25 protein-coding genes and 1 pseudogene are annotated in these 25,210 nt (G+C 68.7%); 13 read left to right on the plus strand and 13 right to left on the minus strand.

All coding sequences use genetic code 11. From position 1 onward, the window contains the following. Nucleotides 1–13: 13 nt before the first annotated feature. Both ACSQ89_RS37545 and ACSQ89_RS37550 read left to right on the plus strand, forming a co-directional pair. The gene (locus ACSQ89_RS37545) at nt 14–1,009 is read left to right on the plus strand and encodes a Bug family tripartite tricarboxylate transporter substrate binding protein (RefSeq protein ID WP_436297205.1); all 996 of its coding nucleotides are present in this window, start codon (nt 14–16) and stop codon (nt 1,007–1,009) included. Between the two features lie 14 nt (nt 1,010–1,023). Beyond that, entirely contained in the window at nt 1,024–1,824 is an 801-nt protein-coding gene (locus ACSQ89_RS37550; protein ID WP_436297206.1) for a fumarylacetoacetate hydrolase family protein, read from the plus strand. Between the two features lie 507 nt (nt 1,825–2,331). Here ACSQ89_RS37550 and ACSQ89_RS37555 read toward each other — a convergent pair. The 12 genes and pseudogenes from ACSQ89_RS37555 to ACSQ89_RS37610 all read right to left on the minus strand — a co-directional run bounded on the left by ACSQ89_RS37555 (nt 2,332) and on the right by ACSQ89_RS37610 (nt 13,256). Continuing rightward, nucleotides 2,332–3,072, minus strand: a complete 741-nt coding sequence (locus ACSQ89_RS37555) for an aspartate/glutamate racemase family protein (protein ID WP_436297291.1) — start codon at nt 3,070–3,072, stop codon at nt 2,332–2,334. 5 nt (nt 3,073–3,077) lie between these two features. Beyond that, nucleotides 3,078–4,496: a dihydropyrimidinase gene (gene hydA, locus ACSQ89_RS37560; RefSeq protein ID WP_436297207.1), complete on the minus strand. Its 1,419-nt coding sequence runs from the start codon at nt 4,494–4,496 to the stop codon at nt 3,078–3,080. Nucleotides 4,497–4,544: 48 nt separating this feature from the next. Then, nucleotides 4,545–5,327 (minus strand): SDR family NAD(P)-dependent oxidoreductase, encoded by a 783-nt coding sequence (locus ACSQ89_RS37565; RefSeq protein WP_436297208.1) that lies wholly within the window; start codon nt 5,325–5,327, stop codon nt 4,545–4,547. After that, complete coding sequence (locus ACSQ89_RS37570) at nt 5,320–6,294, minus strand: NAD-dependent epimerase/dehydratase family protein (protein ID WP_436297209.1); 975 nt, start codon at nt 6,292–6,294, stop codon at nt 5,320–5,322. The genes ACSQ89_RS37565 and ACSQ89_RS37570 overlap by 8 nt, the downstream gene beginning before the upstream one ends. Nucleotide 6,295: 1 nt before the next feature. After that, complete coding sequence (locus ACSQ89_RS37575; RefSeq protein WP_436297210.1) at nt 6,296–7,066, minus strand: ABC transporter ATP-binding protein; 771 nt, start codon at nt 7,064–7,066, stop codon at nt 6,296–6,298. A 4-nt stretch (nt 7,067–7,070) separates the two neighbouring features. Then, nucleotides 7,071–7,895 carry an ABC transporter permease gene (locus ACSQ89_RS37580; RefSeq protein WP_436297211.1) on the minus strand — a complete coding sequence of 275 codons (825 nt, stop codon included), beginning with the start codon at nt 7,893–7,895 and terminating at the stop codon, nt 7,071–7,073. Nucleotides 7,896–7,908: 13 nt separating this feature from the next. Then, nucleotides 7,909–8,910, minus strand: a complete 1,002-nt coding sequence (locus tag ACSQ89_RS37585) for an ABC transporter substrate-binding protein (RefSeq protein WP_436297212.1) — start codon at nt 8,908–8,910, stop codon at nt 7,909–7,911. Nucleotides 8,911–8,959: 49 nt separating this feature from the next. Further along, nucleotides 8,960–9,178, minus strand: coding sequence for a hypothetical protein (locus ACSQ89_RS37590; protein ID WP_436297213.1), 219 nt, complete (start codon nt 9,176–9,178; stop codon nt 8,960–8,962). A gap of 68 nt (nt 9,179–9,246) precedes the next feature. Continuing rightward, the gene (locus ACSQ89_RS37595) at nt 9,247–10,584 is read right to left on the minus strand and encodes an amidohydrolase family protein (protein ID WP_436297214.1); all 1,338 of its coding nucleotides are present in this window, start codon (nt 10,582–10,584) and stop codon (nt 9,247–9,249) included. 141 nt (nt 10,585–10,725) lie between these two features. Beyond that, nucleotides 10,726–11,451, minus strand: a complete 726-nt coding sequence (locus ACSQ89_RS37600) for a GntR family transcriptional regulator (protein ID WP_436297215.1) — start codon at nt 11,449–11,451, stop codon at nt 10,726–10,728. A 21-nt stretch (nt 11,452–11,472) separates the two neighbouring features. After that, nucleotides 11,473–12,197, minus strand: a pseudogene (locus ACSQ89_RS37605) (maleate cis-trans isomerase family protein). Nucleotides 12,198–12,200: 3 nt separating this feature from the next. After that, nucleotides 12,201–13,256, minus strand: a complete 1,056-nt coding sequence (locus ACSQ89_RS37610; RefSeq protein ID WP_436297216.1) for an ABC transporter substrate-binding protein — start codon at nt 13,254–13,256, stop codon at nt 12,201–12,203. 314 nt (nt 13,257–13,570) lie between these two features. Here ACSQ89_RS37610 and ACSQ89_RS37615 point away from each other — a divergent pair, with 314 nt between their 5' ends. From ACSQ89_RS37615 to ACSQ89_RS37625, 3 genes are read left to right on the plus strand one after another with little or no spacing between them, the layout of a single operon-like run. Further along, a complete protein-coding gene (locus ACSQ89_RS37615) occupies nt 13,571–14,662 on the plus strand; it encodes an ABC transporter ATP-binding protein (RefSeq protein WP_436297217.1) in 1,092 nt (363 codons plus the stop codon). A gap of 5 nt (nt 14,663–14,667) precedes the next feature. After that, on the plus strand, nt 14,668–15,522 hold the full coding sequence (locus tag ACSQ89_RS37620; protein WP_436297218.1) for an ABC transporter permease: 855 nt from the start codon (nt 14,668–14,670) through the stop codon (nt 15,520–15,522). Then, the gene (locus ACSQ89_RS37625; protein WP_436297219.1) at nt 15,515–16,390 is read left to right on the plus strand and encodes an ABC transporter permease; all 876 of its coding nucleotides are present in this window, start codon (nt 15,515–15,517) and stop codon (nt 16,388–16,390) included. The genes ACSQ89_RS37620 and ACSQ89_RS37625 overlap by 8 nt, the downstream gene beginning before the upstream one ends. On the opposite strand, the gene ACSQ89_RS37630 is transcribed toward ACSQ89_RS37625, so the two are convergent. Then, on the minus strand, nt 16,378–16,860 hold the full coding sequence (locus tag ACSQ89_RS37630; RefSeq protein ID WP_436297220.1) for a nucleoside deaminase: 483 nt from the start codon (nt 16,858–16,860) through the stop codon (nt 16,378–16,380). The two genes, ACSQ89_RS37625 and ACSQ89_RS37630, sit on opposite strands and share 13 nt — an antisense overlap. Nucleotides 16,861–16,895: 35 nt before the next feature. On the opposite strand from ACSQ89_RS37630, the gene ACSQ89_RS37635 reads away from it, so the two are divergent. The 8 genes from ACSQ89_RS37635 to ACSQ89_RS37670 all read left to right on the plus strand — a co-directional run bounded on the left by ACSQ89_RS37635 (nt 16,896) and on the right by ACSQ89_RS37670 (nt 25,166). Continuing rightward, nucleotides 16,896–18,404: an amidohydrolase family protein gene (locus ACSQ89_RS37635; protein WP_436297221.1), complete on the plus strand. Its 1,509-nt coding sequence runs from the start codon at nt 16,896–16,898 to the stop codon at nt 18,402–18,404. Nucleotides 18,405–18,465: 61 nt separating this feature from the next. Continuing rightward, entirely contained in the window at nt 18,466–19,302 is an 837-nt protein-coding gene (locus tag ACSQ89_RS37640; RefSeq protein WP_436297222.1) for a transporter substrate-binding domain-containing protein, read from the plus strand. A 3-nt stretch (nt 19,303–19,305) separates the two neighbouring features. Further along, nucleotides 19,306–19,959 carry an amino acid ABC transporter permease gene (locus ACSQ89_RS37645; RefSeq protein WP_436297223.1) on the plus strand — a complete coding sequence of 218 codons (654 nt, stop codon included), beginning with the start codon at nt 19,306–19,308 and terminating at the stop codon, nt 19,957–19,959. Beyond that, entirely contained in the window at nt 19,953–20,711 is a 759-nt protein-coding gene (locus ACSQ89_RS37650; RefSeq protein WP_436297224.1) for an amino acid ABC transporter ATP-binding protein, read from the plus strand. Before ACSQ89_RS37645 ends, ACSQ89_RS37650 begins: the two co-directional genes overlap by 7 nt. A gap of 9 nt (nt 20,712–20,720) precedes the next feature. Continuing rightward, a complete protein-coding gene (locus ACSQ89_RS37655) occupies nt 20,721–22,076 on the plus strand; it encodes an amidohydrolase family protein (protein WP_436297225.1) in 1,356 nt (451 codons plus the stop codon). Further along, nucleotides 22,073–22,978 carry a polysaccharide deacetylase family protein gene (locus tag ACSQ89_RS37660; protein WP_436297226.1) on the plus strand — a complete coding sequence of 302 codons (906 nt, stop codon included), beginning with the start codon at nt 22,073–22,075 and terminating at the stop codon, nt 22,976–22,978. Before ACSQ89_RS37655 ends, ACSQ89_RS37660 begins: the two co-directional genes overlap by 4 nt. Further along, complete coding sequence (locus ACSQ89_RS37665; protein ID WP_436297227.1) at nt 22,975–23,721, plus strand: aspartate/glutamate racemase family protein; 747 nt, start codon at nt 22,975–22,977, stop codon at nt 23,719–23,721. Before ACSQ89_RS37660 ends, ACSQ89_RS37665 begins: the two co-directional genes overlap by 4 nt. Continuing rightward, entirely contained in the window at nt 23,718–25,166 is a 1,449-nt protein-coding gene (locus tag ACSQ89_RS37670; protein ID WP_436297228.1) for an amidase, read from the plus strand. The genes ACSQ89_RS37665 and ACSQ89_RS37670 overlap by 4 nt, the downstream gene beginning before the upstream one ends. Nucleotides 25,167–25,210: the final 44 nt, after the last annotated feature.

A 25,210-nucleotide genomic window follows, 5' to 3' on the forward strand; every position in this document is an offset into this window, starting at 1 on the left:
AAAGGAAAAGACTATGAAGAGACACCACACCCTCCGCCGCCACATGCTGATCGCGACCGCCCTGTGGGGCGCTGCCGGCCTCCATATGCAGGCCCAGGCGCAGAACGACTATCCCAGCAAGCCGATCAAGCTCGTGGTCGGCTACAGCGCCGGCGGACCGACCGACGTGCTGGCGCGCGTGCTGGGGCAGGACATCGGCGCCACGCTCGGCCAGCCGCTCGTGGTCGAGAACAAGCCTGGCGTCAACGGCAACATCGCCACGGAGTTCGTGAAGCAAGCCGCGCCCGACGGCTACACCTTGATCGTCAACACCATCTCGCACAACGTCAATCCGCTGCTGCAACCCGACCGCATCAAGTACGACCCTGTGAAGGACTTCACGCCGATCAGCATGGTCGCGGTGCTGCCGCAGCTCATCGTCGTGGCGGGCGATTCGCCCTACAAGACGCTTGGCGACCTCATCAAGAAGGCACAGACCGGGCCGAGCGTCGTCAGCTATGGGACGGCCGGCGTGGGCGGCTCTGCGCATCTGGCGGCCGCCCTGCTGGAGCAGCGCAGCAAGACACAGATGAACCACATCCCCTTCAAGGGCAACGCGCCGGCCTTGACCGAGGTGATGGCCGGCCGGGTGGACTTCATGTTTTTCCCGATGATCGGCGTGTCTGAGTTCGTCACCAGCGGAAAGATCCGGATCTTGGCCGCGACCACGGCCAAGCGGCACCCCGACTATCCGCAAGTGCCCACCACCGCCGAGCTCGGCTTCCCGGGCTTCGAGGACTATGCGCAACCGATCGGCTTCGTCGGCCCCGCGGGCCTGCCTGCGCCCATCGCCGCCAAGCTCGACGCCGCCATCGTCGCGGCCCTGAACAAGCCCGCCATGCAGGCGAGACTCAAGTCGCTGGGCGCCGAGGTCAAGCATCTCGGGCCGGACCAATACCGCGAGTGGCTCGGCCAAGACCGCACGCGCTGGTCGCAGCTGATCCGCAGCGCCAACATCAAGGCCGAATAAGCCCGGAGCAGCGCATGAAGTGGATCCATTTTTCAGCCCACGGCGCGGCCAGCGCCTACGGAATTCTCGGGCCCGACGACCGCATCCGCGAAGTGCGCGGAACGCCCTTCGGCCCGCATCAACCGACAGGCGCAGTGCACCAGCTGGCCGACGTCAAGATCGAAGTGCCGCTGGTACCGCGCACCTTCTATGCGGCCGGGCTCAACTACGTCAAGCACATCCGCGAATACGCCGAGCTGACCGGCAATCCCGTCGCAGAACCCAAGCAGGCCGACATTGGCTACCGCGCGGTAAATGCGCTGGTCGCGCATGAGGAGGCGGTCGTCATTCCGTCGGACGCGAAGCAGGTCGAGTACGAGGGCGAGGTCGTCGTCGTGATCGGCAAGAAGGGCAAGCACCTGAGCGAAGCCGAAGCGCTCTCGTGCGTGCTGGGCTACACCATCGGCAACGACGTGAGCGAGCGTCTCTGGCAGGCATCGGACCGCACCTTCTGGCGCTCCAAGAACACGGACACCTTCAAGCCGATGGGGCCGTGGATCGAGACCGAGTTCGACCTCGACGCGGCCGAGACCACCGTGCGGCTCAACGGCGAGGTGTGCACTCATTTCCGGACCGCCGACATGCTGTTCGACATCCGCACCTTCATCAGCCGCATGACGCGCTACCTCACCCTCTATCCAGGCGACGTGATCTGGATGGGCACGGACGGCAAGTCGCCGCAGCTGAAGGCCGGCGACGTGGTCGAGGTCGAGATCAGCGGCCTGGGCCGCCTGCGCAACCGCTTCGTGGCGGAGGCGGACGTCCGGGCCGGGTAACCCGCGTCATTGGCGCTCGATGCCCAACGCGCGAATCAGCTCGGTCACCGCGGGCTTTGGTGCGGCGCAGCGCTCGACCGTAGGGGTAACGACAACATTCCCTTATCGATGAAAAATATTCCACGAGGGTAAGACGGTGAAACCGGAAAAGTACGAGGGTCCAAAATGGACGAGTTCCGAGAGATCCGAGCCTCCAAGAATGTCGCGTTTTGGCAAGGGTAGCAATGTCGCAAAGACTTGCGAGGCGGAATGGAGTCAGGCCCGCTCATGAACTCAGTCAAGACGGATCGCAACTCGGCGATCAGTTCGTCCGCCATCCTGTGGCCGGTGATCGTAGAGAAGCCGATGCGTTCGCACGCCTACGCAACGGCATCTGCGATGGCTTGCCTGTCGTCCAGTTATCCAATCGGAAGATATCAATGACGGGGTATCACCCTGAACTCGTGAACAAAAAAGGACGCAACATTCGCACCGCCCATGCACCAAGCAGACCGGGCCGATGGCACGTCATCGATTAAGCAGGCGGGCGATGGGTGTGGGAAGATTGCGGTACGGCTTTTTCGGCGGCGGGGCAAAACTGCCGCGCACCGCCTTGCCGGGCCGCAGCCCGACGAGCGTCTCGGCATGCCGCACCGCGCTCGAGACGCCGTCCACCACCGGCGCGGGCAACTGTCCGTGCAGCGTGCGCGCCAGACCGGCCAGCGGTGCGCCGGCGAGCACCAGCACATCGGCGCCGTCCTCGTCGACCGCCCGGTCGCACAGCGTGCGCAGCGCCTGCGCATGGTCGGCCTGCACGCTGCCGATGTCGGCAAGCGGACGCTCGAGCGCACGGATGCTTGCCAGCCTGCCGATGAGTCCGTTGGCCTCGACCATCTCCCGGTACCAGGCCTGGATGCGCTGCGAGATCGCGATGATCGAGAAGCGATGTCCCAGCAGGCAGGCGCTCGCGAGCGCCGATTCGCTGAGGCCCAGCACCGGCACGGGCAGCGCCTCGCGCAGGCCGGCGAGTCCCGGATCGCCGAAGGCGGCGACGACGACCGCGTCATGCCCCGCATGGTGCTCGGCCGCGATCTGCGCCGTCGCATAGGCGCCGATCAGGGCCTCGAATCGCGTCTCGATGTAGGCCACGCCGAAAGCCGCGGTCTTCATCGTGAGCTCGGTGCCCGGCGACGCGCTGCGCCTGGCCTCGGCCTCGATCAGCGCCGTCACGCTCTCGGAGATGTTGGGGTTGATGACGAGCAGGCGCACGGCTCTCAACCCCGCTTCTTCGGCAGCAGCGTGGGCGCGGCGCGGGCGAGGAAGCGTCCTGCCCCGGCTCGGCCCGTGAAGCGCGAGCCGTCCCACACCACCTCGCCGCGCGTCAGCGTCATGCCGGGCCAGGCCGACAGGTGCATGCCTTCGTAGGGCGTGTAGTCGACCGCATGGTGCAGCTGCGCGTTGGTGAGCACGAAGTCGCGCTCATCCCAGATCACCAGATCCGCATCGGCGCCGACGGCGATCGTTCCCTTGCGTGGATGCAGGCCGTAGGCCTTGGCCGGGTTCGCGGCCGTGAGCTCGACGAACTTCTGCGGCGTAATGCGCCCGGCCAGCACGCCTTCTGACCACAGCAATGCCATGCGCGTCTCGATGCCGGGAATGCCGTTTGGAATATGGCGGAAGTCGACCTCCTCACCCCCCGGCTTCTTGCCCTCGGTCCCCTCGAACTTGAAGGGTGCATGGTCCGACGAGAACACGGTAAAGAGGCCGTCGGAAAGTCCATCCCATATCACTTCCTGGTTCGCCTTGTCGCGCGGCGGCGGGCTGCAGACGCAGCGCGCGCCGCCGTAGCTGTCGTCGATGCCGAGATCCTCGGCCGTGAGGAACAGGTACTGGGGGCAGGTCTCGGCAAACACCTTGAGCCCATGCGCGCGCGCCCAACGGATCTGCTCGACCGCTTCCCGGCCCGAGACGTGAACGATGAGGATCGGCACGTCCACCAGCTCCGACAGCGCGATGGCGCGGTGCGTGGCCTCGCGCTCGACCAGCATGGGCCGCGAATGGGCGTGGAAGCGCGGCGCGGTGCGGCCGGCGGCCTCGAGCTTCTTCGTCAGCCATTCGATGCAGTCCGCGTTCTCGGCATGGATCATCGCCATGGCGCCGTGCTCGCGTGCGACCGACAGCACGTCGAGAATCTGCCCATCGTCGAGCTTGAGGTCGTCGTAGGTCATGTAGATCTTGAACGAGGCGTAGCCCTCGCGGATCAGCTCCGGCAACTCCTCCTTCAAGACGGCCGGGGTCGGATCGCTGACGATCAGGTGGAAGGCATAGTCGACGTGGGCCCGACCTTCGGCGCGCCGGTGGTAGTCCTCCACCGCAGCGCGCAGCGACTGGCCCTTCTGCTGCGCCGCGAAGGGAATCACGGTCGTGGTGCCGCCGCAGGCTGCGGATCGGGTGCCGCTGTCGAAGTCGTCGGCCATGCGCACCGGCGGCGCCTGCGGCTGGTCGAGATGGCAATGCGCGTCGACGCCACCCGGCGTGACTGAGCGGCCGGCGGCATCGATCTCGCGCGCGCCGGCCGCCAGCCCCAGGCCGAGCTGCACGATGCGGCCATCGCTGATGCCGATGTCGCAGTGAAAGACGTCGCTGGCCGTGGTGGCCTGCGCATTGCGGATGACAAGGTCGAAATCTGCCATGGGTTTGTCTGCTGTTGTCTGGTGATTCTGTGAATGTGGGAGGGCGGTTCAGGCGGCCATCCAGCCGCCGTCCACCATGAGCTGCGCGCCTGTCACGAAGCTGGCGTCGCTGCTCGCGAAAAAGAGCACCGCGCGCGCCACGTCCTCCGGCCGGCCGAGCCGGGGCCAGGGCGTGCGGCGCACGGCGCGGTCCATGACGGCGGGGTCGAGCGCGCGGCCGCCCTGTCCCGTCTGGATCTTTCCGGGCGCGACCGCGTTGCAGATGATTTGCTGCGCGGCATAGTCCACGGCCACTTGGCGCGTGAGGTAGGCGATGCCCGCCTTGCTCACGCCGTAGGCCAGGTCTTCCGGCGCGGCGATCATCCCGTGCTGGGACGAGAGGTTGACGATGCGGCCGCGCACCTCGTCCACCGGCGCCTGCGCCACCATCTGGCGCACGGCGGCGCGGCAGCAGCGATAGACGCCGGAGAGATTGACGTCGAGCACGCGCTGCCAGTCGGCCTCCTCGAGCTCCAGCAAGGACCGCGCGTGGCGGATGCAGGCGTTGTTGACCAGCACGTCAAGGCGGCCGTAGCGCGACACGGTTTCCGCCACCAGGGCATCGACCTGCGCGCTGCTGGACACGTCGGTGGCGATGAAGGCGGCCTCGTGCCGGTCGGCGGCGATCAGCTCGGCGGTGGGAATGCCGCCCTCGATGACTTCGGTCGTCAGGTCGGCGATCACGACGATGGCGCCGTGCGCCGCCAGCAGGCGCGCGATGGCGCGGCCGATGCCGGAGGCGGCCCCAGTCACGATGCAGGCCTTGCCGGCCATGCGTTGTGCTTCAGGCATGTTGTTCCCGCCAGATGAGATAGTCCTGCGCGGCGGCGGGCAGGTCGAAGCGCGGTACGAAGCCGGTGTCCGCCTTCAGCCGCGTGATGTCCATGGGCGCCCGGTCATAGGGCGCGTAGTAGTCGATGGTGACCGGCTCGCCATCGGCGGCCATGCGCCACGCAAAGCCCGGCTTGCGCGCGGCCACCGCATCGCACCAGCTGGCCAGGGGCCAGCTGAAGCCGGCAGCGACGTTGTAGACGGCATGCGGCAGGCGGGGCCGCTCGAGCAGCAGCGCCAGCGCGGCGGCGGCGTCGCGCGCATAGAGCCAGTCCCGCAGGCCGGGCCTGGGCAGCACGGCCGGCATCCGGTCGTCGGCGCAGCGAAGCACCTGCAGCGGCGCGCTCAGCGTATCGCGCACGCCGGTCTCGGCCTCCCATGGACCGAAGCAGGTGGCAAGCCGGCCCACGACGAGATCCAGCCCGTGCAAGGCGGCCATGCGACGCGCCGCCGCTTCCGCGGCCTGCTTGGAGATACCGTACAGGCCTTCGGGCCGCAGCGGCGTCGCGTCTTCGCCCAGGGCATCGGCGCCCTTGCCGCTGGCCCCGTAGACGGAACCGGAACTCAGGTACAGCACGCGCTCCACGCCGCAGTCGACGGCAGCCGACAGCGCGTTGACCATGCCGCCGACGTTCACCTCGAAGATGGAGCCCGGTGCCGCACGTTCGCGCCGCGCATCCGCCGTCACGGCCGCCAGCATCGCCAGGCGCTTCGGTTGGTACCGCCGCATGGCGGCCCGCAACGCATCCGCATCGCGCACGTCGCCGCTCACCGCCGAGAAGCGGCCCGGCAAGGCACTGAACGCCTGCAGTGCCGATGCCCGGGGCGGCGCCATGTCGAAGCCGACCACCTCCCCGCCTTGCGCCAGCAGATGCTCCGCCAGCCCCAGCCCGACGAAGCCGCTCGCACCCGTGATGAATGTGGGCACCTCAGGCTTCCTGGGGCACCGGCTCGGCGCGCAGCAGCGACAGGATGTGCCGCTTGTAGTCGTTGAAGCGTGGGCTGGTCGGGTCGCGCGGGCGCGGCAGGTCGATCTCGATCATCTCGCGTATGCACCCCGGCCGCGCCGACATCACGGCCACGTGCGTGCCCAGCGCCAGCGACTCGTCGATGCCGTGCGTGACGAATACGATGGTGCTGCGGCTCTCGCGCCAGATGCGCACCAGCTCGGCGTGCATGTCCATCTTGGTCTGCTCGTCGAGCGCGCCGAAGGGCTCGTCCATCAGGATCACTTCCGGGTTCATCAGCAAGGCGCGGGCGATGCCCACGCGCTGGTTCATGCCGCCGGAGAGCTCGCTCGGGAAGTGGTTCTCGAAGCCGCGCAGGTTGACCATGTCGATGAAGTGCTGCGCCCTCTTGCGCCGCTCGGCCTTGGGCATGCCGCGCATCGTGAGGTGGAAGGCCACGTTCTCCCAGACGCTGAGCCAGGGCATCAGCGTGGGCTGTTGGAAGACCACGCCGCGGTCCGCGCCCGGCTCGCTCACGACATGGCCGCCGACCGAGACCGTGCCGCTGCTGGGCTTGTCGAAACCGGCGATCAGGTTGAGCAGCGTCGACTTGCCGCAGCCGCTCGGGCCCAGCAGGCACAGGAACTCGTTGCGTCCGACGCTCACGCTCACGTCGTCGAGCGCCTTCACGGCGGTGTTGCGCTTCGGATCGTCGAAGAGGCGCGTGACGTTCTGGATGGTGATGAGGCTCACGGTTTCAGCCCTCCTTGGCTTGCAGGGTCGAGCCGCGCTGCCAGCGCAGAACGTGCGCAGCAATGCGCTTGATGGCGAAATCGCTGAGGAAACCCAGAAGCCCGATGCTGACCATGGCCGCGATCACGATGTCGTAGCGCAGGAAGTAGTAGGAGTCCCACAGCACGTAGCCCACGCCGCTCTTCACGGCCACCATCTCGGCCGTCACCGTGAGCATCCACGCCGAGCCGATGGCGATGCGCAGGCCCGAGAAGATGCTCGGCAGCGCGGCCGGGAACACGATGTGCCGCAGCAGCTTGCCCGGCGTGCCGCCCGTCATCGCGCCGGCGCGCAGCAGGTTGCGGTCGCAGGTCTTCACGCCGTGGATGGTGCTCAGCAGCACCGGGAAGAAGGAACCCAGGAAAACCAGGAAGATGGCCGGCTTGTTCGCGATGCCGAACCAGATGATGGCCAGCGGAATCCACGACACCGGCGGCACCGGCCGCAGGATCTGCAGCACCGGCTCGATCAGCTTTTCGGTGGTGCGCGACCAGCCGATGGCCATGCCGATGCCCACGCCCAGCAAGGTCGCGAGGCCGAAGCCCGCGAAGACCCGGCTCGCGCTCGCCAGCGTGTCAAAGATCCAGTGGCCGCTGTAGGTCTGCGTGTTGCCGTCGGTCGCGAACACCCAGTCCGCCCAGGCCACCAGCACCTGAGATGGCGCGGGCAGCAAGGCGGGCGGCAGGATGCCGGAGCGCGAGAAGATCTCCCAGCCCGCCAGCAGCAGCACGGGTACGATCGCGCGCTCGATGCGGCTGTAGACGCGCGCCGGGAAGGAGCGGGATGCCATGGCCTGCGCCATTTCAGTAGCCCAGCGCGGACTTGGGCTTGCCCGTGACGGCTTCGAGGAAGCTGTAGTCCATGTTCTTGCTGATGCCCGCCGTCACGTCGGTGTTGATGTACTTCAGGTCGCGCATCATCGCGGCGATGGCCACGGCCGATGCGCGGTGCATCTCGTAGTCGGGGTACAGGTTGGCGACCGCGCCGGTGGCGACGGCCTTGTCCAGCCCGGTGACCTTCTGGATGGTGTCGACGAAGAGGCCCTTGTCGGCGGCCATCAGGCCGTTGACCTTGACAATGGAGCGCACGGTTTCTTCCACGCCTTTGCGCTTCGAAGCGATCACGTCGGAACGGGTGACGATCAGGTTGGTGAGCTTGCCGGCCGCCTGGTCATAGGGAAAGGCGAAGAACTTGGCCGCCTTGACCTCGCGGATCTGCGTGGCGAAGGGGTCGACCGAGCAGATCAGCTCCACCTCGCCGCGGCGCAGTGCCTGCACGTGGTCCGAGGGGTTGGGGATGTTGATGAACTGCACGTCCTTGTTGATGTCGATGCCCTGCTTGGCGAAGGCGCCGCGCATGTGGATGTCCTGCGCGTTGCCGCGCGAGGCCGCGACGCGGAAGGGCTTGCCCTGCGCCTTGTAGTCGGCGATGAGCTTCTTGAGGCCGGCCCAGTCGTTCTCGGCCAGCGGCAGGTGGTTGCCCACCAGGATCTGCGAGCCGCCGTTGATCTGGCCCGAGATGGCGACCACGTCGAAGCCCTTGTCCAGCGCGGTGGCGTAGTGCAGGTAGGTGACCTGCGCGACGTCGATGCTCTTGGAGAGCAGCGCCGTCAGCACGTCGTTGCCGGTGTTGAAGCCGATGGCCTCCAGCTTGACGCCGGTGGCGTTCTCCGGCGTCATGGCCAGCGGGGTGCAGTGGGCGCACTTGGCATAGCCGAGCTTGATGGACGGCACGTCCTGCGCCTGGCCCGCCAGCGGCAGCACGGCCGCCACGGCGAGGACGAGCTTCGCGATCATCTTGAACATGGAACTTCCTTTGGATTGAAAAAATGGATTCAGAGGGTGCGGGCCGTGCCTAGTAGCCCAGCGCGCCTTTCTTCTTGCCGAGCGCGACCTCGATGAAGGAGTAGTCCATGCGCTTCTCGAACTCGGCGGCGTTGTTGCCGCTCGTGTACTTCAGGTCCTTCATCATGGTGCCGATGGCCAGCGTGCTCTTGCGGTAGAGGGCGGTGTCGGGGAAGACGTTCTTCAGCGCCTCGCCGGCCACGCCGCGCTCGAGGCCGGTGGACTTCACGATCGCGTCCAGCCAGGTCCACCACGGGAATCTTGCTCATCGATCGTTCCTTGCGTGAAAAAGGTGGTTCAGTAGTGCTTGCCTTCGGCTCCCCACAGCGCGCGGCTCGCGGCCTCGGCTTCGGCGCAGACGGCTTCCATGTCGACGCGGGTGGGCAGGCCGTCCTCGACCAGCACCTCACCCTCGACCAAGACCATGCGCACGTCCCTGCCCTGCCCCGTGTGCACCAGGTTGCCGAGTGGGTTGACGTGCGGGCGCAGGTGCGGCCGGTTGGCGTTGAAGACGACCAGGTCGGCCGCCTTGCCGGGTTCGAGGCTGCCGATCTCGGCTTCCATGCCCAGCGCCCTGGCGCCGCCCATCGTGGCCATGCGGAAGACGTCGTGCGGCTGCCATTCGTCGTCGACGCGGCCTTCCTGCACGCGCGCGGTGACCAGCGCCCAGCGCATCAGCTCGACCATGTCGCCGTGCTGCGTGTCGGTGGCCAGTGCCATGTTGACGCCCGCGCGCTTGAGCATCGGGGTCGGCGCGAGGCGGCCGGAGGTGGCGTTGCACTTGGGGATGTGCACCGCGTGCGCGCCGGCCGCGGCCATGCGGCGTGCATCCTCTTCGCTCACGTAGATGCAATGGCCGCCCATCAGGCGTTCGTTGAGCAGGCCGGTCTCTTCAAGCACCTCGGTGGAGGTCTTGCCCGTGCGCTCCCGCACGCGCTGCACCTCGACCTCGCTCTGGCCCAGGTGCGTGCTGACGCGCAGGTCGTGCGCTTGCGAGGCCGCCGCAACCTCCTTCAGGAAGCCGTTGGAGCAGGTGTCGACGGCATGCGCCGCGAGGTTGACCCGCACGCGCGGATGCCCGGCCCAGCGCGCATGCAGCGCAAGCCCGGCCTCCAGCGTCTTGCGGCCGATGGCCGGGTCGTGGTGCCAGTGGCCGTCGGCCACGCGCGCGAAATCCACGTCATGGATGCGCCAGCTGGGTGCAAGGCGCGCTCCGAGCTCGGCCATCGCCTCCGTTGCGACGTCGGCATGCACGAAATTGTCGCCAATCACGGTCGAGCCGAACATCAGCGCCTCGAGCGCGCCGAGCCGCGCCAGTGCGCGCGCCTGCGCCGGATTCACTTTCGTGCCCTTGGGAATGCCGGACGTGTACGAAGGCGCGAAGCCCAGGTCCGCCGCCACGCCGCGCACCATGGTGAGGATGCCGTGCGTATGCACGTTCACGAAGCCCGGCGTCACGAAGTGGCCCGGCAGCCGCAGCGTGCGCTTTGCTTCCCAGCGCGTGGGCGGCGCGCCCAGCCAGGTGATGCGGCCGTCGCGGATGCCGATCGCGCAGTCGCGGATCTCGGGCTGCGCGGGATCGGCGGTCAGCGCGACGACGTCGAGCAGCAGCAGGTCGAAGAGGGGGTCCGGCATGTCCATGGCCACGGGACATGCAAGCGCCATGCCATTTTGTATCCAATCCCGAGACAAATCGTGTCCAGCATTTCTTCATGCGGAGCGCGGGCAAGAAAACGGCCGCGCGGTCACCCGGCGGCCGTGCAGGAGCGAAGCGTTTTAGCCGAGCAGCGCTTCGGCCAGCCCGATCTCGGCTTCTTCCTCCGCGTGGAGGTTGAGGGATTTCTCGATGTGGTGCAGGTGGTCGGTCATGAGCGCGGTGGCCGTCTTCTTCTGCCCCGCCTCGATCGCGTCGATCAGGCTGGAGTGCTCGTCGTTGGGGCAGGCGGCGCCCGTGGGTGCCTCGAAGGTGAGGATGGCCAGGCAGGTGAGCGGCGTCAGCTCGCGCATCATGCGCACCATGATGCTGCTGCCCGAGAGCTGGGCCAACTGCACGTGGAATTCGCCGGACAGGCGCACCGCCGCGCGGCGGTCGCCATTGGCATGCGCCTGCTGCTCGCGCTTGACCAGCGCGCGCAGCTGCTTGATGGCGCCCGGCGCCTTGCCCTCGGCGATGCGGTCGATGAGCCGCAGCACGATCGCCGGCTCCAGCGTGCGCCGCACCTCGAGCACGTCGTGCGCCTCGTCCGCGCTGGGCGTGGTGACGAAGGCGCCGCGGTTGGGAATGAGCGTGACCAGCTGCTCCACCGCCAGGCGCTGCAGCACGCCGCGCACCTGGGTGCGGCTGACCGAAAACAGCTCCGCCACCCGCTCCTCGGTCAGCTTGGTGCCCGGCAGCAGGCGGTGCTCGACCACGGCTTCGTAGATGCGCTCGTAGATGTCTGTCTTCGATGCGGCGGTCTTCGACGAGGGTCGAAGCGCGCGGCGGGGGGTGGTGATGGCCATGTCTGTGCAGGATGGTACCCGTCAATGCACCTCGGCGAAGAGGCGGCCCCAGCCTTCCACGCGGCGGGTGTCCACGCCGCAGAGGCGCAGCGCCTTCCACACGGCGGTGCTGACGGTGTCGTAGACGGGAACGCCCAACTCGGCCTCCAGCGCGGGCACGAGGTTCGCCGCGCGCAGGTTGGTGCAGAAGGTCGTGATGCATTGCGGGCCGGCGGCGGCGACCTCGCGCACCATCTGCCCGATCTGCTCGGGCGTGACTTCGGAGAACTCGAAGTTCACGTGGCGTCCGAGGTGACGCTCGGCGACGCATTCGAAACCATTGGCACCATAGTTCTGGACGATGCGCGCCTGCACATCCTCCAGGTAAGGCGAGGCCAGTCCGAAGCGCGTGCGCCCCGTCATCTGCATGACCTCGTTGAAGGCCAGCACCGAGGTGCAGGCCGGGATGCCGGTCTCCTGCGTGATGCGCTCACACAAGGCCGGTCGGTCTCGAAGCCGAGCCAGCCGGAGGAGGTGCCGTTCCATGCGATCACATCGACGCGGGCATCCGCCAGCAGGCGTGCCGCCCCGAGGATAGGCGCCATGTCGAACTGGCCGAGCGCCTGCGAGCGAAGCGAGATCTCCGTCACGCGGAAGCGCGCGAAGTGCGCGGAGACCTCGGGGAGGCCGGCCAGCATCGCCGAAGTCAATGGCTCCAGCGCGTTGTTCGACGACGGGGTCAGCATCCCCAGCAGCACGCGCTTCATGGGCTAGACCTTCACCTCGCGGTTGAAACGGTCGATGTACTCGGCGCGGCGCGGGTTGAGCTTGGCCCAGTCCACGCCGTTCATCGCCTCGATGTCCGCCGTGTTCTTTGCGTAAGCCTGCAGGCCCGGGCTGAACACGGCCTTGGAACTCACCGGCGCCACGAAGTACGGCGCGGCGGCCATCTGCGTCTGCACCTCCGGGCTCAGCGCCGCGTTGATGTAGGCTGCGGCCAGGTCCGGGTTCTTCGTGTTCTTCACGATGTGCATCACGCTCTTGATGTGGATCCAGCCTGTGTCCGGCTTCACCAGCGCCACCGGCACGCCCTTGCCCTGCAGGTCGCCGACGTTGTTGTTGTAGTGCACGGAGATGTCGATCTGCCCCTGCTGGAACAGCGTGGCGAGCGAGCCCGGGTTGCTGGCCACGGCGCTGACGTTGGGCAGCAGCTTCTTCACGAACTGGAAGGCGGGCTCGAGGTTTTCCTCGCTGCCGCCGTTCAGGCGCGCGATCTCCACCATCCAGGCCGACATCAGCGTCGAGCCCATGCCGGCCAGGCCGATGCGGCCCTTGTACTCGGGCTTGAGCAGGTCATTCCAGGACTTCGGCGGGTTCTTGATCTTCTCGGTGTTGTAGGCGATGCCGATGATCTGGCCCGAGACAAAAACGCCGAGGCCGCGCGGGTCGACCAGCTTGGAGGGCACGTCCTTCAGGTAGGGCATCTTGTCGACCGGGATTTTCTCGAAGATGTCCTGCGACAGCGCGGCCAGGTAGGGGCCCTCGTCCAGGATGATCACGTCGAAGGGCGGGTTGGCCTTGGAGGCCACGACCTTGGAGACCGTGTCCACCGCGAGCGAGGACACGAGGGTGGTCGAGGCGCCCGTCGCCTTGGCGAAGGCGGGCAGCAGGATGCTGCGGTGCGCGGATTCCCACGCGCCCGGGTAGGTGGTGGCGGAGATCGACTTGCCTTGCGCCTGCGCGAGGCCGGCCTGCGCGGCCCAGTGGGCGGCACCGAGGCTGGCGGCACCCTGCAACAGCCTGCGGCGGGACAGAGACATGCTCATGGAATTCCTTTCTTGGGACGGCGCCTGAGGTCCAGGCGGAGCTTGGGAGCGCAATCTCTGTGCCACCGGGCCTGCCCTCGTACGCACCCCACCGAGCTCCACACGCCCACCACGACGGTGCGCCGCCGCGCGCCAACATGGTCCGCTGCGCACCTTTTTGTGCACAACATGATTTGTGATTGTGTCCAATCTTTCTCCCGTTTGTGTCCATCAACGAGGCGGATCGAGCACGGTTCTCCGCGCGTGGCACGTTTCTTGAGTCGCTGCAGGCATCGCGGCGCATCCCGGCGCCTGCCAACAAGGGGCAACAACGCATGCAAGCTACCGACCGGGCACCCGGCGTCGACGTCGTTCTCGACCAGATCCATCACCGCTATGCCGGATCGACGGCGGTCGAGTCGGTGTCGCTGCAGATCCGCGCCGGTGAACTGGTCGCCCTGCTGGGCCCGAGCGGCTGCGGCAAGACCACGCTGCTGCGCATCGTCTCCGGCCTGCTGCGCCAGACGGGCGGTGCGGTGCGCATCAGCGGCGACGTGGTGGATGCCCTGCCGACCAACGAGCGCGGCGCCGGCATCGTCTTCCAGAACTACGCCCTCTTCCCGCACATGACGGTGGCGGCCAACGTGGCCTATGGCCTGCGGGCGCGCGGCGTGCCGGCCCACCGGGCCAACGTCACCGCCATCGAGATGCTGGCCATGGTGCGCATGAGCGACTACGGCAAGCGCTACCCGCGCGAGCTCTCCGGCGGCCAGCAGCAGCGCGTGGCCCTGGCGCGCACGCTGGCCGTGAAGCCGCGCGTGCTGCTGCTGGACGAACCCTTCGCCGCGCTGGACAAGAACCTGCGGCTGGACATGCAGATCGAGATCAAGCGCATCCAGCGCGAGCTGGGCATTACCACCGTGCTGGTCACGCACGACCAGGAAGAGGCGATGTCCATGGCCGACCGCATCGCGGTGATGAACGCGGGCCGGGTCGAGCAGTTCGACACGCCCGAGGCCATCTACGACCGGCCGGCCACGCTCTTCGTCGCCACCTTCATCGGCACCGCGAACCTGCTGGGCGGCCGGCTCGGGCCGCGCGCGAACGAAGGCTGGCCCGTCGCCTGCGAAGGCGGCGGCGCCCTGCTGCTGGACCGCGCCTCGCCCTGCTCGCGCGCCGGCGCCGTGGTGGTCGCCGCGCGGCCGGAGCACCTGAGCCTGGCCGCGCCATCCGAGGCCGCGCTGCCCGCCACGGTGGAAATGGTGCTGCCGCTCGGCCCCTCGCTGGTCTACGAACTGCTGCTGGCCAACGGCAAGACGGTGAAGGTCACGCAGCCGCGCAATGCCGAACTGCCGCGCTACGCGGCCGGCGACCGCGTGGGCCTGAGCCTCCGGGCGGGCTCGCCAGCTGGTGTCTTCGCGGGTTGACGACGATGGCCGCTTCCGCCCCTTCGTCCTCGCCATCCCTCCCGCTGAGCCTGCCGCTCGGCATCTTCTTCGCCGTCTTCGTGCTGGCGCCGATGCTGCTGCTCGCCTACGTGAGCCTGCACAACGATACCGCGATGACGCAGGCTGGGATCGGCCAATACGCCAAGTTCCTCACCGACGGCTTCAACCTCGGTGTGCTCGGCAGCACGCTGTGGCTGGGGCTCGAGGTGACGGCGCTGAGCCTCTTGATCGGCTTTCCGCTCGCCTACCTCTATACCCAGGTGCCGGGCCGCTGGCAGGGGCCGCTGATGCTGCTGATCATCCTGCCGCTGCTCACCAGCTCGGTGGTGCGCACCTTCGCCTGGGTCGTGATCCTCGGGCGGCAGGGCATCGTCAACACCGCCCTGCTGGACCTCGGCCTGATCGCGGAGCCGGTGAAGCTGCTCTACACGCAGGGCGCGGTGGCGGTGGCACTGGCGCAGATCGAGCTGCCGCTGATGGTGCTGCCGCTCATCACCGCGCTGATGAACATCGACCCGAACCTGCGCCAGGCCTCGCTGGCGCTTGGCGCAGGCCACTGGCGCACCTTCGTGCAGGTGACGCTGCCGCTGTCGATGCCGGGGCTCCTCGCCGGATCGCTGCTGGTCTTCGCCTCCAGCGTGAGCGCCTTCGTCACGCAGACGCTGGTGGGCGGCGGGCAGCAGATGTTCATGCCCTACTACATGTACCAGCAGGCCATCCAGGCCAACAACTACCCCTTCGCCGCCGCGGTCGCCATGCTGCTGCTGGTGTTCGTGCTCGCGGTGGTGGTCGCCATCAACGCGCTCGGGCGCCGCAGCCGGGGGTTCGTCCATGCCTGAAGAATTCGTCTCCGGAACGCTGGTGCCGCCCGCGGTGCCTTCACGCGCCGCTCCCGAATCCGCCTCGGGCGCGCTGGACCGGCGCTCCTTCTGGGCCGTGTTCGGCACGCTGGGCGTGCTCGCGGCCGTGCTGCTGCTGGCGCCGACGGTGGTGGTGCTGGTCACTTCCTTCACCAGCGGCTATTCGCTCAAGTTCCCGCCGCCGGGCTATTCCAGCCGCTGGTACATGGCGCTGTGGAACGAATCGCCGGAACTCATCGAGGCCTTCTTGCTGTCGCTGGAGCTGGCCTTCATCGCGACGGCCGTGTCCATCGTGCTCGCGGTCGCCGCGGCGCTGGCGCTGGCGCGGCGGCGCGAGGCCTGGGCGCGCGCCTTCGAATCGGTGCTGCTGTCGCCACTGATGCTGCCATCGCTGGCCATCGGGCTCTCGCTGCTGATGCTCTTCAACCTCGCGGGCTCCGGGCTCTCCTTCTGGACGCTGGTCATCGGCCACATCGCGATCACCACGCCCTACATCCTGCGCACCACCTCGGCCAGCCTGCTGCAGATGGACGGCAGCCTGCTGGAGAGCGCGCATTCGCTGGGCGCCTCGCCCTTCTACGTGTTCCGCACGGTGACGCTGCCGCTCATCGCGCGCGGCATCGCGGCCGGCGCCTTCATCGGCTTCATGTACTCCTTCGACAACGTGGCGGTGTCGCTCTTCCTGTCGGACGCGCGCAGCGAGGTGCTGCCGATCCGCATGTGGCACATCATCGAATCCAACCTCGACGTGCGCGCCGCCGCCGTGTCGGGCGTGCTGATCGCGGCGACGATGGTGCTGATGGTGGTGCTGGAACGCGTGGCCGGCATCTCGCGTCATTTCCGGTGATGCGCGTCACCGCCCCAGCGCAATCGCAGCGCGAGGTAGTCCTCCTCCAGGATGCCGTCGCGCAGTTCCAGCACGTAGCCGGTCATCGCGCAGAAGGCCTCGATGGAGTAGCCGCCGAGGTCGCTGCGCTGCATGCGCGAATGGCGCAGCGCCAGCACCAGGCGGTGCACGCCGGCCAGCTTCAATGCGCCGGCGCACATGGGGCACGGCTCCATGGTGCAGTAGAGCGTCGCGCCCTGCGCCGCCTGCGGGCCGTGCACCGCGAAGGCCGCGCGCAACGCGTCGGGCTCTGCGTGGGCCGTGAGGTCGCCCTGCGTGTTCTGGCGGTTCTGGCCGCGCGCGAGCAGGCGGGCGTCCTTCACCAGCACGGCGCCGGTGGGCCAGTCGCCGCGGGCGTGGGCTTCGCGGGCTTCGGCCAGTGCCATCCGCATCCAGCACAGGTCGGCTTCGTCTTCCGTCATGCCGTTCATGGCGATCTTTCTCCGTGCGATTCAGGAGCTTCCAGATGAGCAAGAAACGAACCCTGCTGCGCAACGCCACCGCGCTGCTGGGCGACACGCTGTCCTTCGACCCGCAGCCGCTCGATGTGCTCGTCGAGGGCGAGCGCATCGCGGCCATCGCGCCCGCCGGCACGCTGGGCGGTGCGGACACCGTCGTCGATCTCTCGCACCGCCTGCTGGTGCCTGGCCTGGTCAACGGCCACCAGCATTCGCACGAGCACTTCCAGCGCGGACGCACCGAGAACCTGCCGCTGGAGCTCTGGATGCACCTCGTGCGCACGCGCATCCCGGTCGCGCTCACGCCGCGCCAGGTGTACCTGCGCACGATGATCGGCGCCATCGAGAGCCTGCGCACCGGTTGCACCACGCTGGTCGACGACATGGCGCTGGGCGCCGCGATCGACCGCGAACGCATCGACGCGGTGCTGCAGGCCTACGAGGACGCGGGCATCCGCGCGCTGCTCGGCTTCGCGATGATGGACAAGCCCATCGTGGACAACTTTCCCTACGTGGAGGCGCACTTCCCGCCCGCGCTCGCAGCCGAGCTTCGCGCCGCGCCGCGCCCGGCGCCGGAGGACTGCCTGGCGCTGGTGCGCAATCTCGCGAAGGACCACCATCCGCAGCAGCAGCGCGTGGGCGTGCTGGTGTCGGCCTCGGCGCCGCAGCGATGCACGGAGGCCTTCCTGATGGCCGTGCGCGGCCTGGCGGACGAGCTCGCGCTGCCTGTCATCACGCACGTGCAGGAGACGCGAATGCAGGTCGTGACCGGGCAGCTCTTCTACGGCTGCCCCATCGTCGAGTACCTGGACCGTATCGGCTTCCTGAAGCCGGCCACCAGCCTGATCCACGCGGTGTGGCTCAATCCGCGCGAGATCGACGCGCTCGCGCGCGGCGGCGCCACTGCGCAGCACAACCCGTGGAGCAACCTGCTGCTGGGCTCGGGCGTGCAGCCGGTGCGCGAGCTGCTGGACGCCGGCGTCAATGTGAGCCTGGGCTCGGACGGCTCGTGCTCGACCGTCACGGTCAACATGCTCAACGTGCTGGGGAGCGCCGCCGCCGTGTCGAAGCTCCGGGGCGACCAGCCCTCGCGCTGGCTCTCGGCGCACGAGGCGCTGCATGCCGGCACGCTGGCGGGCGGCCGGGCGCTCGGCTTCGGCGAGGCGCTGGGCTCGCTGCGTGTGGGCGCCATCGCGGACCTGGTGGCCTACCGCACCGACACCGTCACCTTCACGCCCTTCAATGACCCCGTGCGCCAACTCGTGTATGCGGAGCGCGGCGCGGGCCTGGACTTCTCGATGGTGGCCGGCGAGATCGCCATCGAGCGCGGCGCGCTCGCCCGCATCGACGAAGCCGCACTGCTGCGCGAGATCGAGCACGAGTTCCACACACTCGCCGGCAAGTACACCGAGGCCGAGGCCTCGGTGGCGCCGGTGCTCGCGGCGGTCGAAGGCATCTACCGCCGCTCGCTGGCCACCGCCATCCCCGCCGACACCTATGCCGCGCGGCTGGCCTGAGCAGCGCGCCCCTCTTCCTTCTCTTCCTTCTCCTCCTCATCTTCAACTCAAGGAACCCTCCATGTCCCAACTCTCCCGTCGACTCCTGCTGGCTGCAGGCGCCAGCACCCTGCTGCCCCGCCTCGCACTCGCCGCCGAAGCGACCACCCTCGCGCAGATCAAGGCTTCCGGCGAGCTGCGCATCGGCTGCGAGGCGGCCTACGTGCCCTTCACCTACCGCCAGGAGGGCAGGATCGTCGGCTACGACGTGGAACTGGCCGAGCTGCTGTGCAAGCCGCTGGGCGTGCGGCCGAACTTCATCGACACCGCCTGGGCCGGCGTGATTCCCTCGCTCTACGCGAGGAAATTCGACGCCGTCATGAGTTCGATGAGCTACACCAAGGAGCGGCTGGAGCGCGTGGCCTTTTCCATCCCCTACACGGAGGCCTCGCAGTCGCTGCTGGTGCGCGCGAACGACGCGGGCAAGATCAAGGGCATGTCGGACCTCAACGGCCGCGTGGTGGCCGTCAAGCTGGGCTCGCCCGGCCAGATCCTGCAGGAGAAGATCAACGCCAGCCTGAAGCAGGCGGGCGGCGCCGGCTTCAAGGAAGTCCGCACCTTCGACGACCATCCCTCGGCCTACGTCGCACTCGCGCAGAACCGCGTCGACGGCGTGCTCAACACCCTCGCGACCCTGGCGATGGTGCTGAAGGATGCGCCGGGCAAGTACGCCATCGTCAAGGGCATGGGCGGCGACAACTGGGCCGGCGTCGCCGCGCGCAAGGAAGACCCGGAGATCGTGCAGTTCCTCGATGCGGGCTTGCGCCGGCTGAAGGCCGACGGCTCGCTTTACAAGCTGCAGGAAAAGTGGTTCGGCTTCCGCATGGAGCTGCCCGACGCCGTGCCTTCGCTCGCCTGAGCCATGGTCTTCGACTGGGTTCTTGTCGAGAAGTCCATCCCTCTGCTCGGGACCGGGCTTCTCATGACGCTGAAGATTTCCTCGCTCGCGATGCTGATCGGGCTGGTGCTGGGCGGCGTGCTCGGCCTGGCGTCGATGTCGCGCTTCGCGCCGGCGCGCTGGTTCGTGCGGGCGTACGTGGACTTCATCCGCGGCACGCCGCTCTTGATCCAGATCTTTCTGGTGTACTTCGCGCTGCCGGTGATCGGCGTGAACCTGCCCGAGTTCTGGGCCGGGGTGATCGCGCTGTCGCTCAACGCGGCGGGCTTCCTGGCGGAGATCTTCCGCGCCGGGCTCGGTTCCATCGAGAAGGGGCAGGCCGAGGCCGCGCGCTCCATCGGCCTCAGGCACCACCAGATCCTGTTGCACGTGCTGCTGCCTCAATCGCTGCGCTCGGTGGTGCCGCCGGCGACCAACGAGCTGATCACGCTGGTCAAGGGCTCGGCGCTGCTGTCGGTGATCTCGGTCTACGAGCTCACGCGCGCGGGCCAGGCGGTGATCGCGGTGCATTTCGCGCCCTTCGAGATCTTCGTGCTGATCGCGCTGTACTACTACCTCACCGTTTCATTGCTCGCGTGGCTGTCGCGCTGGCTGGAAAGAAAGCTCCCCGTATGGTGACAACCATCCTCGAGGCCACGGGCCTGTGCAAGAGCTTCGGCGCGCGGCAGGTGCTGCACGACGCGTCGATGAGCGTGAACGAGGGGGAGACCGTGGTGATCATCGGCCCCTCCGGCTCGGGCAAGACCACCTTCTTGCGCTGCCTCAACTGGCTGGAGGCGCCCGACACCGGCCGCATCAGCCTGCGCGGCGAGAGCATCGGGCGCGATGCGCAGGGCCGGGCGCGGCCGGAGGCGGAGCTGTCGCGCCAGCGCAGCCGCATCGGCTTCGTGTTCCAGCGCTTCAACCTCTTCGCCCACCTGTCGGCGCTGGAGAACGTGGCGATGGGTCCGCGCCGGGTGCTGGGCCTCACGCCGGCCGAGGCGCGCGAGAGCGCCCGCGAGGAGCTGGCGCGCGTGCACCTGCAGGACCACCTGGACAAGCGCCCGTCCCAGCTCTCCGGCGGGCAGCAGCAGCGCGTCGCGATCGCGCGCGCACTGGCGATGCGGCCGGAGCTGATCCTTTTCGACGAGCCGACCTCGGCGCTCGACCCCGAGCTCGTGACCGAGGTGGTCGACGTGATGCGCGAGCTCGCGCAGGCCGGCATGACCATGGTCGCGGTGACGCACGAGATGCGCTTCGCGCGCTCGACGGCGGACCGCGTGGTCTTCATGGACGGCGGCGCGGTGGTGGAGCAAGGCTCTCCCTCGCAAATCTTCGATGCGCCGGAGATGGAGCGCACGCGGCGCTTCCTGGCGCACCTGCATGAATAGGCTGACACGATGACAGGCACCCGCGCATTCGACCTTCTCCTCACCGAACTCACGATCGTCACCGTCGATGCGCGCATGCGCGTCATCGAGCGCGGCGCGCTCGGCGTGACCGGCGGGCGCATCGCCTGGGTCGGCCCGGCGGACGAGCTCCCGCCCGGTGCCACGGCAGCGCGGCGCGTCTCGCTGGCCGGCCGCGTGCTGACGCCGGGCTTCGTCAACGTGCACACGCACGCCATCCTCACCATGGTTCGCGGCGTTGCCGAGGACCTGGGCTTCGCGCCGGCCTACACCCCCGGCATCCCTCACGGCCACGACGTGACGCCGGAAGAGGCCGTGGCGCTGGCGCGGCTCGGCACGGCGGAGGCGCTGCTCTTCGGCTCCACGCTGATCAACGACACCTATGTGCATGCGGACCTGACGCTGCCCGCGATGGCGGCGCTCGGCGGCCGCGTCTTCAGCTGCGGCCGCATCCACGACGCCGACTTCTCGCTGATCGGCGACGGCCGCTGGGAGCATCATCGCGAAATCGGCGAGCGCACCTTGGGCGAGGCGCTCGAACTCGCCGCGCGCTGGCACGGCAAGTTCGACGGCCGCGCGGGCGTGCAGCTATCGGCGCATGCGCCGGACACCTGCTCCGACGCGCTGCTGCGCGACATCGCGGACGCCTCGCGCCGCCACGGCCTGCGCGTGAACACGCACCTGGCCCAGAGCCGCAAGGAGGTGGTGCAGGTGCTGCACCGCTCCGGTCGCACGCCGCCGCAGTTGCTGGAGGAGACAGGCCTGCTCAACGACCGCCTGCTGGCCGCGCACTGCCTGTTCCTGGACGCGGACGACATCGCCCGCTGCGGCCGCGCCGGCATCCACGTGGCCCACATCCCCAAGGGCAATGCGACGGGCGGAACCCGCGCGCCCACCTCCGCCCTGCGCCGCGCGGGCGCGAACTTCACGCTCGGCACGGACAACATGCATGCCGACATGGTCGAGGTGCTGCGCTGGGCGCTGGCGATCGGCCGGCTGCAGGAGGACGGCGTCGATGACTTCTGGCAGCCGGCGGACGTGCTGCGCATGGCCACCATCGAAGGCGCCCGCGCCATGGGCCTGGGCGACGAGATCGGCTCGCTGGAAGTGGGCAAGCGCGCGGACATGGTGGCTTTCGACTTCCGGCGTCCGCACCTGGTGCCCTGCATCAACCCCGTGGGCAACCTGGTCCACGTGGCGCAGGGCCGTGACGTGGAGCATGTGTGGGTCGATGGCGAACAGGTCGTCGAATCGGGGCGGCCGACGCAAGCCGACCTCGACACGATCCTGCGCGACGCGCAGAAAGCGTCGGTCGCGCTGTGGCAACGGGCCAGGGCCTCGGCATGAACAGCGCACGCGATTTCTCCGGCTATCGGTGGAACTACCCTTCGCTGCGCTGGCCGGGCGGGGCCGGGCTGGCCGTCTCCTTCGTCCTCAACATCGAGGAAGGCGCCGAGCTCGCGCTGAGCGCGGGCGACGAGCGCAACGAGAGCCGGCATGAAGTCAACCACGAAGTGGTGGGCGCGCCCGACCTGTGCATGGAAAGCCAGTTCGAGTACGGCGCGCGCGTGGGCTACTGGCGCGTCACGCGCCTGCTGATGGCGCACGGCATTCCGCTCACGCTCAACGCCTGCGCCCGCGCGCTGGAAGCCACGCCCTGGGTGGCCGGCGACGCCAGCGCGCAGGGCTTCGAGATCTGCTGCCACGGCTGGCGCTGGGAATCGCACGCCGGCATGGCCGAGGACGAGGAACGCGCACGCATCGCCCGCAGCGCCGAAGGCATCCGCCGACTGCACGGCCGCGCGCCGGTCGGCTGGCACACCAAGTCCTCGGCTTCGGTGAACACGCGCCGGCTACTGGTGGAGCACGGCGGCTTCCTCTACGACAGCGACGCCTACAACGACGACCTGCCCTACTACGTGCCCGTGGCAGGCAAGCCGCACCTGGTGCTGCCCTACGCCTTCGACACCAACGACATGCGCTTTTTCGACAGCTTTGCCTATGTGCGCGGCGACGACTTCGCGGACTACGCCATCGACGCCTTCGAATGCCTGCTGCGCGAATCGGAGGACGCGCCGCGGATGATGTCCGTCGGCCTGCACACGCGCATCATCGGCCGGCCGGGGCGCATCCAGGGGCTGGCGAAGCTGCTGGCCCACATCCGGCAGCGCGAAGGCGTGTGGTGCGCCACGCGCGAGCAGATCGCGCGGCATTGGCTGGCGAATGTCGAACCGGGAGCTGCGCGATGAGGCTGCTGCTGGTCAACCCGAACATGACGCAGGCCGTGACCGACGCGGTGCTGGCGGCGGCGCGTGCACGTGCCGCGCCGGGCACGGAGTTGCTCGCGGTCACGGGCGACTTCGGGCCGCGCGTGATCGGCTCCCGGGCCGAGAACGCGCTCGCGCAACACGGCGTGCTCGAACTCGTGGCACGGCATGCGGGCGGCTGCGATGCGGTGGTGCTGGGTGTGTCGCTCGACACCGGCCTGTGGGCCTGCCGCGAACTGCTCGACATGCCGGTGATCGGCATGACCGAGGCGGGCCTGCTGGCCGGCGTGACGGTGGCGCCGCGCATCGGCCTGCTCACCTATGGCGCGCGCATGGGGCCCCTCTACCGCGAGCTGGCGGATTGCTATGGCCTGGCCTCGCGGCTCGCGGGCATCGAGGCGCTGGACGTCACGCCGCAGCAGACTTTCGACATGCCGGATGCCGTGCGCGAGGCCGTGCTCGCAGGCGCGCGGCGGCTGGTGGAGCGGGACGGCGCGGAGGCGGTGCTGCTGGCCGGCGCCGCGATGGCCTCGATGGCCGAGGCGCTGCAGCCCGAGATGGATGTGCCGCTGCTCGACGGCGTGGGCTGCGCGGTGGCACTGGCGCTGGCCATGGTCTCGCTACGGCTGCCCAAGGCCCGGGTGGGCAGCGTCGCCCCCACGGGCGGGCGCGCGGTGGCCGGGGTTTCGCCCGCGCTGGCCGGCCTCTTCGGGAGGACGGCATGAGCGAAGGAACGATGGCCAGCTGGACCGCGCGCGAGCTGGCTGCCCGCGTCTGCGCGGGCGCGCTGAAGGCAGCCGAGGTCGCGCGCTTCTTCATCGCGCGGGTCGAGCGGCTCAACCCGGGGCTCAACGCCATCGTGCAGTTCGACGCACGGCTGGTACTGGAAGAGGCTGAAGCGGTCGACCGCCGCCTGGCCGATGGCGAGGCCTTGCCGATGGCCGGCGTGCCCTTCACCGTCAAGGACAACCTCTGGGTCGGCGGGCGCCGCGTCTCGCAGGGCTCGCGGCTCTTCGACGGCTTCGTGGCCCCTCGCGACGGCTGGGCCGTGGCGCGGCTGCGCAGCCATGGCGCCGTCATGCTTGGCATCACGAACTGTTCGGAATTCGCCTGCAAGGGCGTGAGCTCCAACCTGCTGTATGGCGCCACGCGCCATCCGATGGATCCGTCGCTGACCCCTGGCGGCTCGTCCGGCGGTGCGGCGTCGGCCCTGGCCGCGAGCCTGGGCCTGCTCGCGCTGGGGACCGACGCGGGCGGCTCCACGCGCCGACCCGCGGCGCACTGCGGTCTGGTCGGCCTCAAGCCGAGTGCCGGGCTGATCCCCCACCCCTGGGGCTTCCCGGAGCCGAACTACGGGCTATCCGTGATCGGGGCGCTTGCGCGCAATGTTGCCGACTGCGCGTGGCTCTACGACCACCTGCTGGCTTACGACGCAGGCGATCCGGCCGCGGTGCCGATTGCCGTGGCGCTGCAAGCCGGGCACGCACTGGCGATGCCGTTCCCGGCCAGCCTGCGCATCGCGTGGAGTCCGCGGCTCGGCTGCGACTTCGCCGTCGATGAGGACGTGCTGCAAACGCTGCAGCAACGGGTGGATGCGCTGCGCGCCGCAGGATGGAAGATCGATGACGCGGACCCTGCCTGGCCCGCGGAAGCGCGCGAGTACCCGCTTCTTGCATTGCAGCAGGCCGGGCTGCACGCGCTCTATGGCCATCGGCTCGCGGATGCGCGTGACCGCATCGACCCCGACCTCGTCGCACAGATCGATGCGGGCGCGGCGATCACGCCTGGCGACGTGGCGCAAGCGCTTCGTCTGAGGGAGCGTATCGGCGCCAGCCTGCTGCGCTTCTTCGAGCGCTTCGACCTGTTGCTCTGCCCCACCGCGCCGGTGACCGCATGGCCGATCGATCAGCTCGGCCCTGCGGTGATCGGTGGCAGCCCTGCCGGCCCGCGCGGCCATGCGGCATTCACCCCGCTTTTCAACTACTGCGGCATGCCCGCCTGCTCGGTCCCGGCCGGTCTCGTGCGCGGGTTGCCGGTGGGGCTACAGATCGTCGGGCCGCGCTTCGAAGACGCGCGCGTCTTGCGGTGTGCGGCACAGGTGGAAGCAAGCCAAACTCACTGCGCGCTCGGACGCTCCCCAAGGAGCTCCTGCACCAGCGAGATCCAGTAGGAGGCGCCGATCTTGAGGTGCCGTCGTTGAAGTCGTAGTGCGGG

The sequence above is a fragment of the Variovorax sp. LjRoot175 genome (genome assembly GCF_964253805.1).
Lineage (GTDB): Bacteria > Pseudomonadota > Gammaproteobacteria > Burkholderiales > Burkholderiaceae_C > Variovorax.

Bases quoted from the DNA above. Each gene is read 5' to 3' on its own strand.
- ACSQ89_RS37545 (WP_436297205.1), top strand. From the start codon at position 14: ATGAAGAGACACCACACCCTCCGCCGCCACATGCTGATCGCGACCGCC.
- ACSQ89_RS37550 (WP_436297206.1), top strand. From the start codon at position 1,024: ATGAAGTGGATCCATTTTTCAGCCCACGGCGCGGCCAGCGCCTACGGA.
- hydA (WP_436297207.1), bottom strand. From the start codon at position 4,496: ATGGCAGATTTCGACCTTGTCATCCGCAATGCGCAGGCCACCACGGCC.
- ACSQ89_RS37565 (WP_436297208.1), bottom strand. From the start codon at position 5,327: ATGCCTGAAGCACAACGCATGGCCGGCAAGGCCTGCATCGTGACTGGG.
- ACSQ89_RS37580 (WP_436297211.1), bottom strand. From the start codon at position 7,895: ATGGCATCCCGCTCCTTCCCGGCGCGCGTCTACAGCCGCATCGAGCGC.
- ACSQ89_RS37585 (WP_436297212.1), bottom strand. From the start codon at position 8,910: ATGTTCAAGATGATCGCGAAGCTCGTCCTCGCCGTGGCGGCCGTGCTG.
- ACSQ89_RS37595 (WP_436297214.1), bottom strand. From the start codon at position 10,584: ATGCCGGACCCCCTCTTCGACCTGCTGCTGCTCGACGTCGTCGCGCTG.
- ACSQ89_RS37600 (WP_436297215.1), bottom strand. From the start codon at position 11,451: ATGGCCATCACCACCCCCCGCCGCGCGCTTCGACCCTCGTCGAAGACC.
- ACSQ89_RS37610 (WP_436297216.1), bottom strand. From the start codon at position 13,256: ATGAGCATGTCTCTGTCCCGCCGCAGGCTGTTGCAGGGTGCCGCCAGC.
- ACSQ89_RS37615 (WP_436297217.1), top strand. From the start codon at position 13,571: ATGCAAGCTACCGACCGGGCACCCGGCGTCGACGTCGTTCTCGACCAG.
- ACSQ89_RS37620 (WP_436297218.1), top strand. From the start codon at position 14,668: ATGGCCGCTTCCGCCCCTTCGTCCTCGCCATCCCTCCCGCTGAGCCTG.
- ACSQ89_RS37625 (WP_436297219.1), top strand. From the start codon at position 15,515: ATGCCTGAAGAATTCGTCTCCGGAACGCTGGTGCCGCCCGCGGTGCCT.
- ACSQ89_RS37630 (WP_436297220.1), bottom strand. From the start codon at position 16,860: ATGAACGGCATGACGGAAGACGAAGCCGACCTGTGCTGGATGCGGATG.
- ACSQ89_RS37635 (WP_436297221.1), top strand. From the start codon at position 16,896: ATGAGCAAGAAACGAACCCTGCTGCGCAACGCCACCGCGCTGCTGGGC.
- ACSQ89_RS37640 (WP_436297222.1), top strand. From the start codon at position 18,466: ATGTCCCAACTCTCCCGTCGACTCCTGCTGGCTGCAGGCGCCAGCACC.
- ACSQ89_RS37645 (WP_436297223.1), top strand. From the start codon at position 19,306: ATGGTCTTCGACTGGGTTCTTGTCGAGAAGTCCATCCCTCTGCTCGGG.
- ACSQ89_RS37650 (WP_436297224.1), top strand. From the start codon at position 19,953: ATGGTGACAACCATCCTCGAGGCCACGGGCCTGTGCAAGAGCTTCGGC.
- ACSQ89_RS37655 (WP_436297225.1), top strand. From the start codon at position 20,721: ATGACAGGCACCCGCGCATTCGACCTTCTCCTCACCGAACTCACGATC.
- ACSQ89_RS37660 (WP_436297226.1), top strand. From the start codon at position 22,073: ATGAACAGCGCACGCGATTTCTCCGGCTATCGGTGGAACTACCCTTCG.
- ACSQ89_RS37665 (WP_436297227.1), top strand. From the start codon at position 22,975: ATGAGGCTGCTGCTGGTCAACCCGAACATGACGCAGGCCGTGACCGAC.
- ACSQ89_RS37670 (WP_436297228.1), top strand. From the start codon at position 23,718: ATGAGCGAAGGAACGATGGCCAGCTGGACCGCGCGCGAGCTGGCTGCC.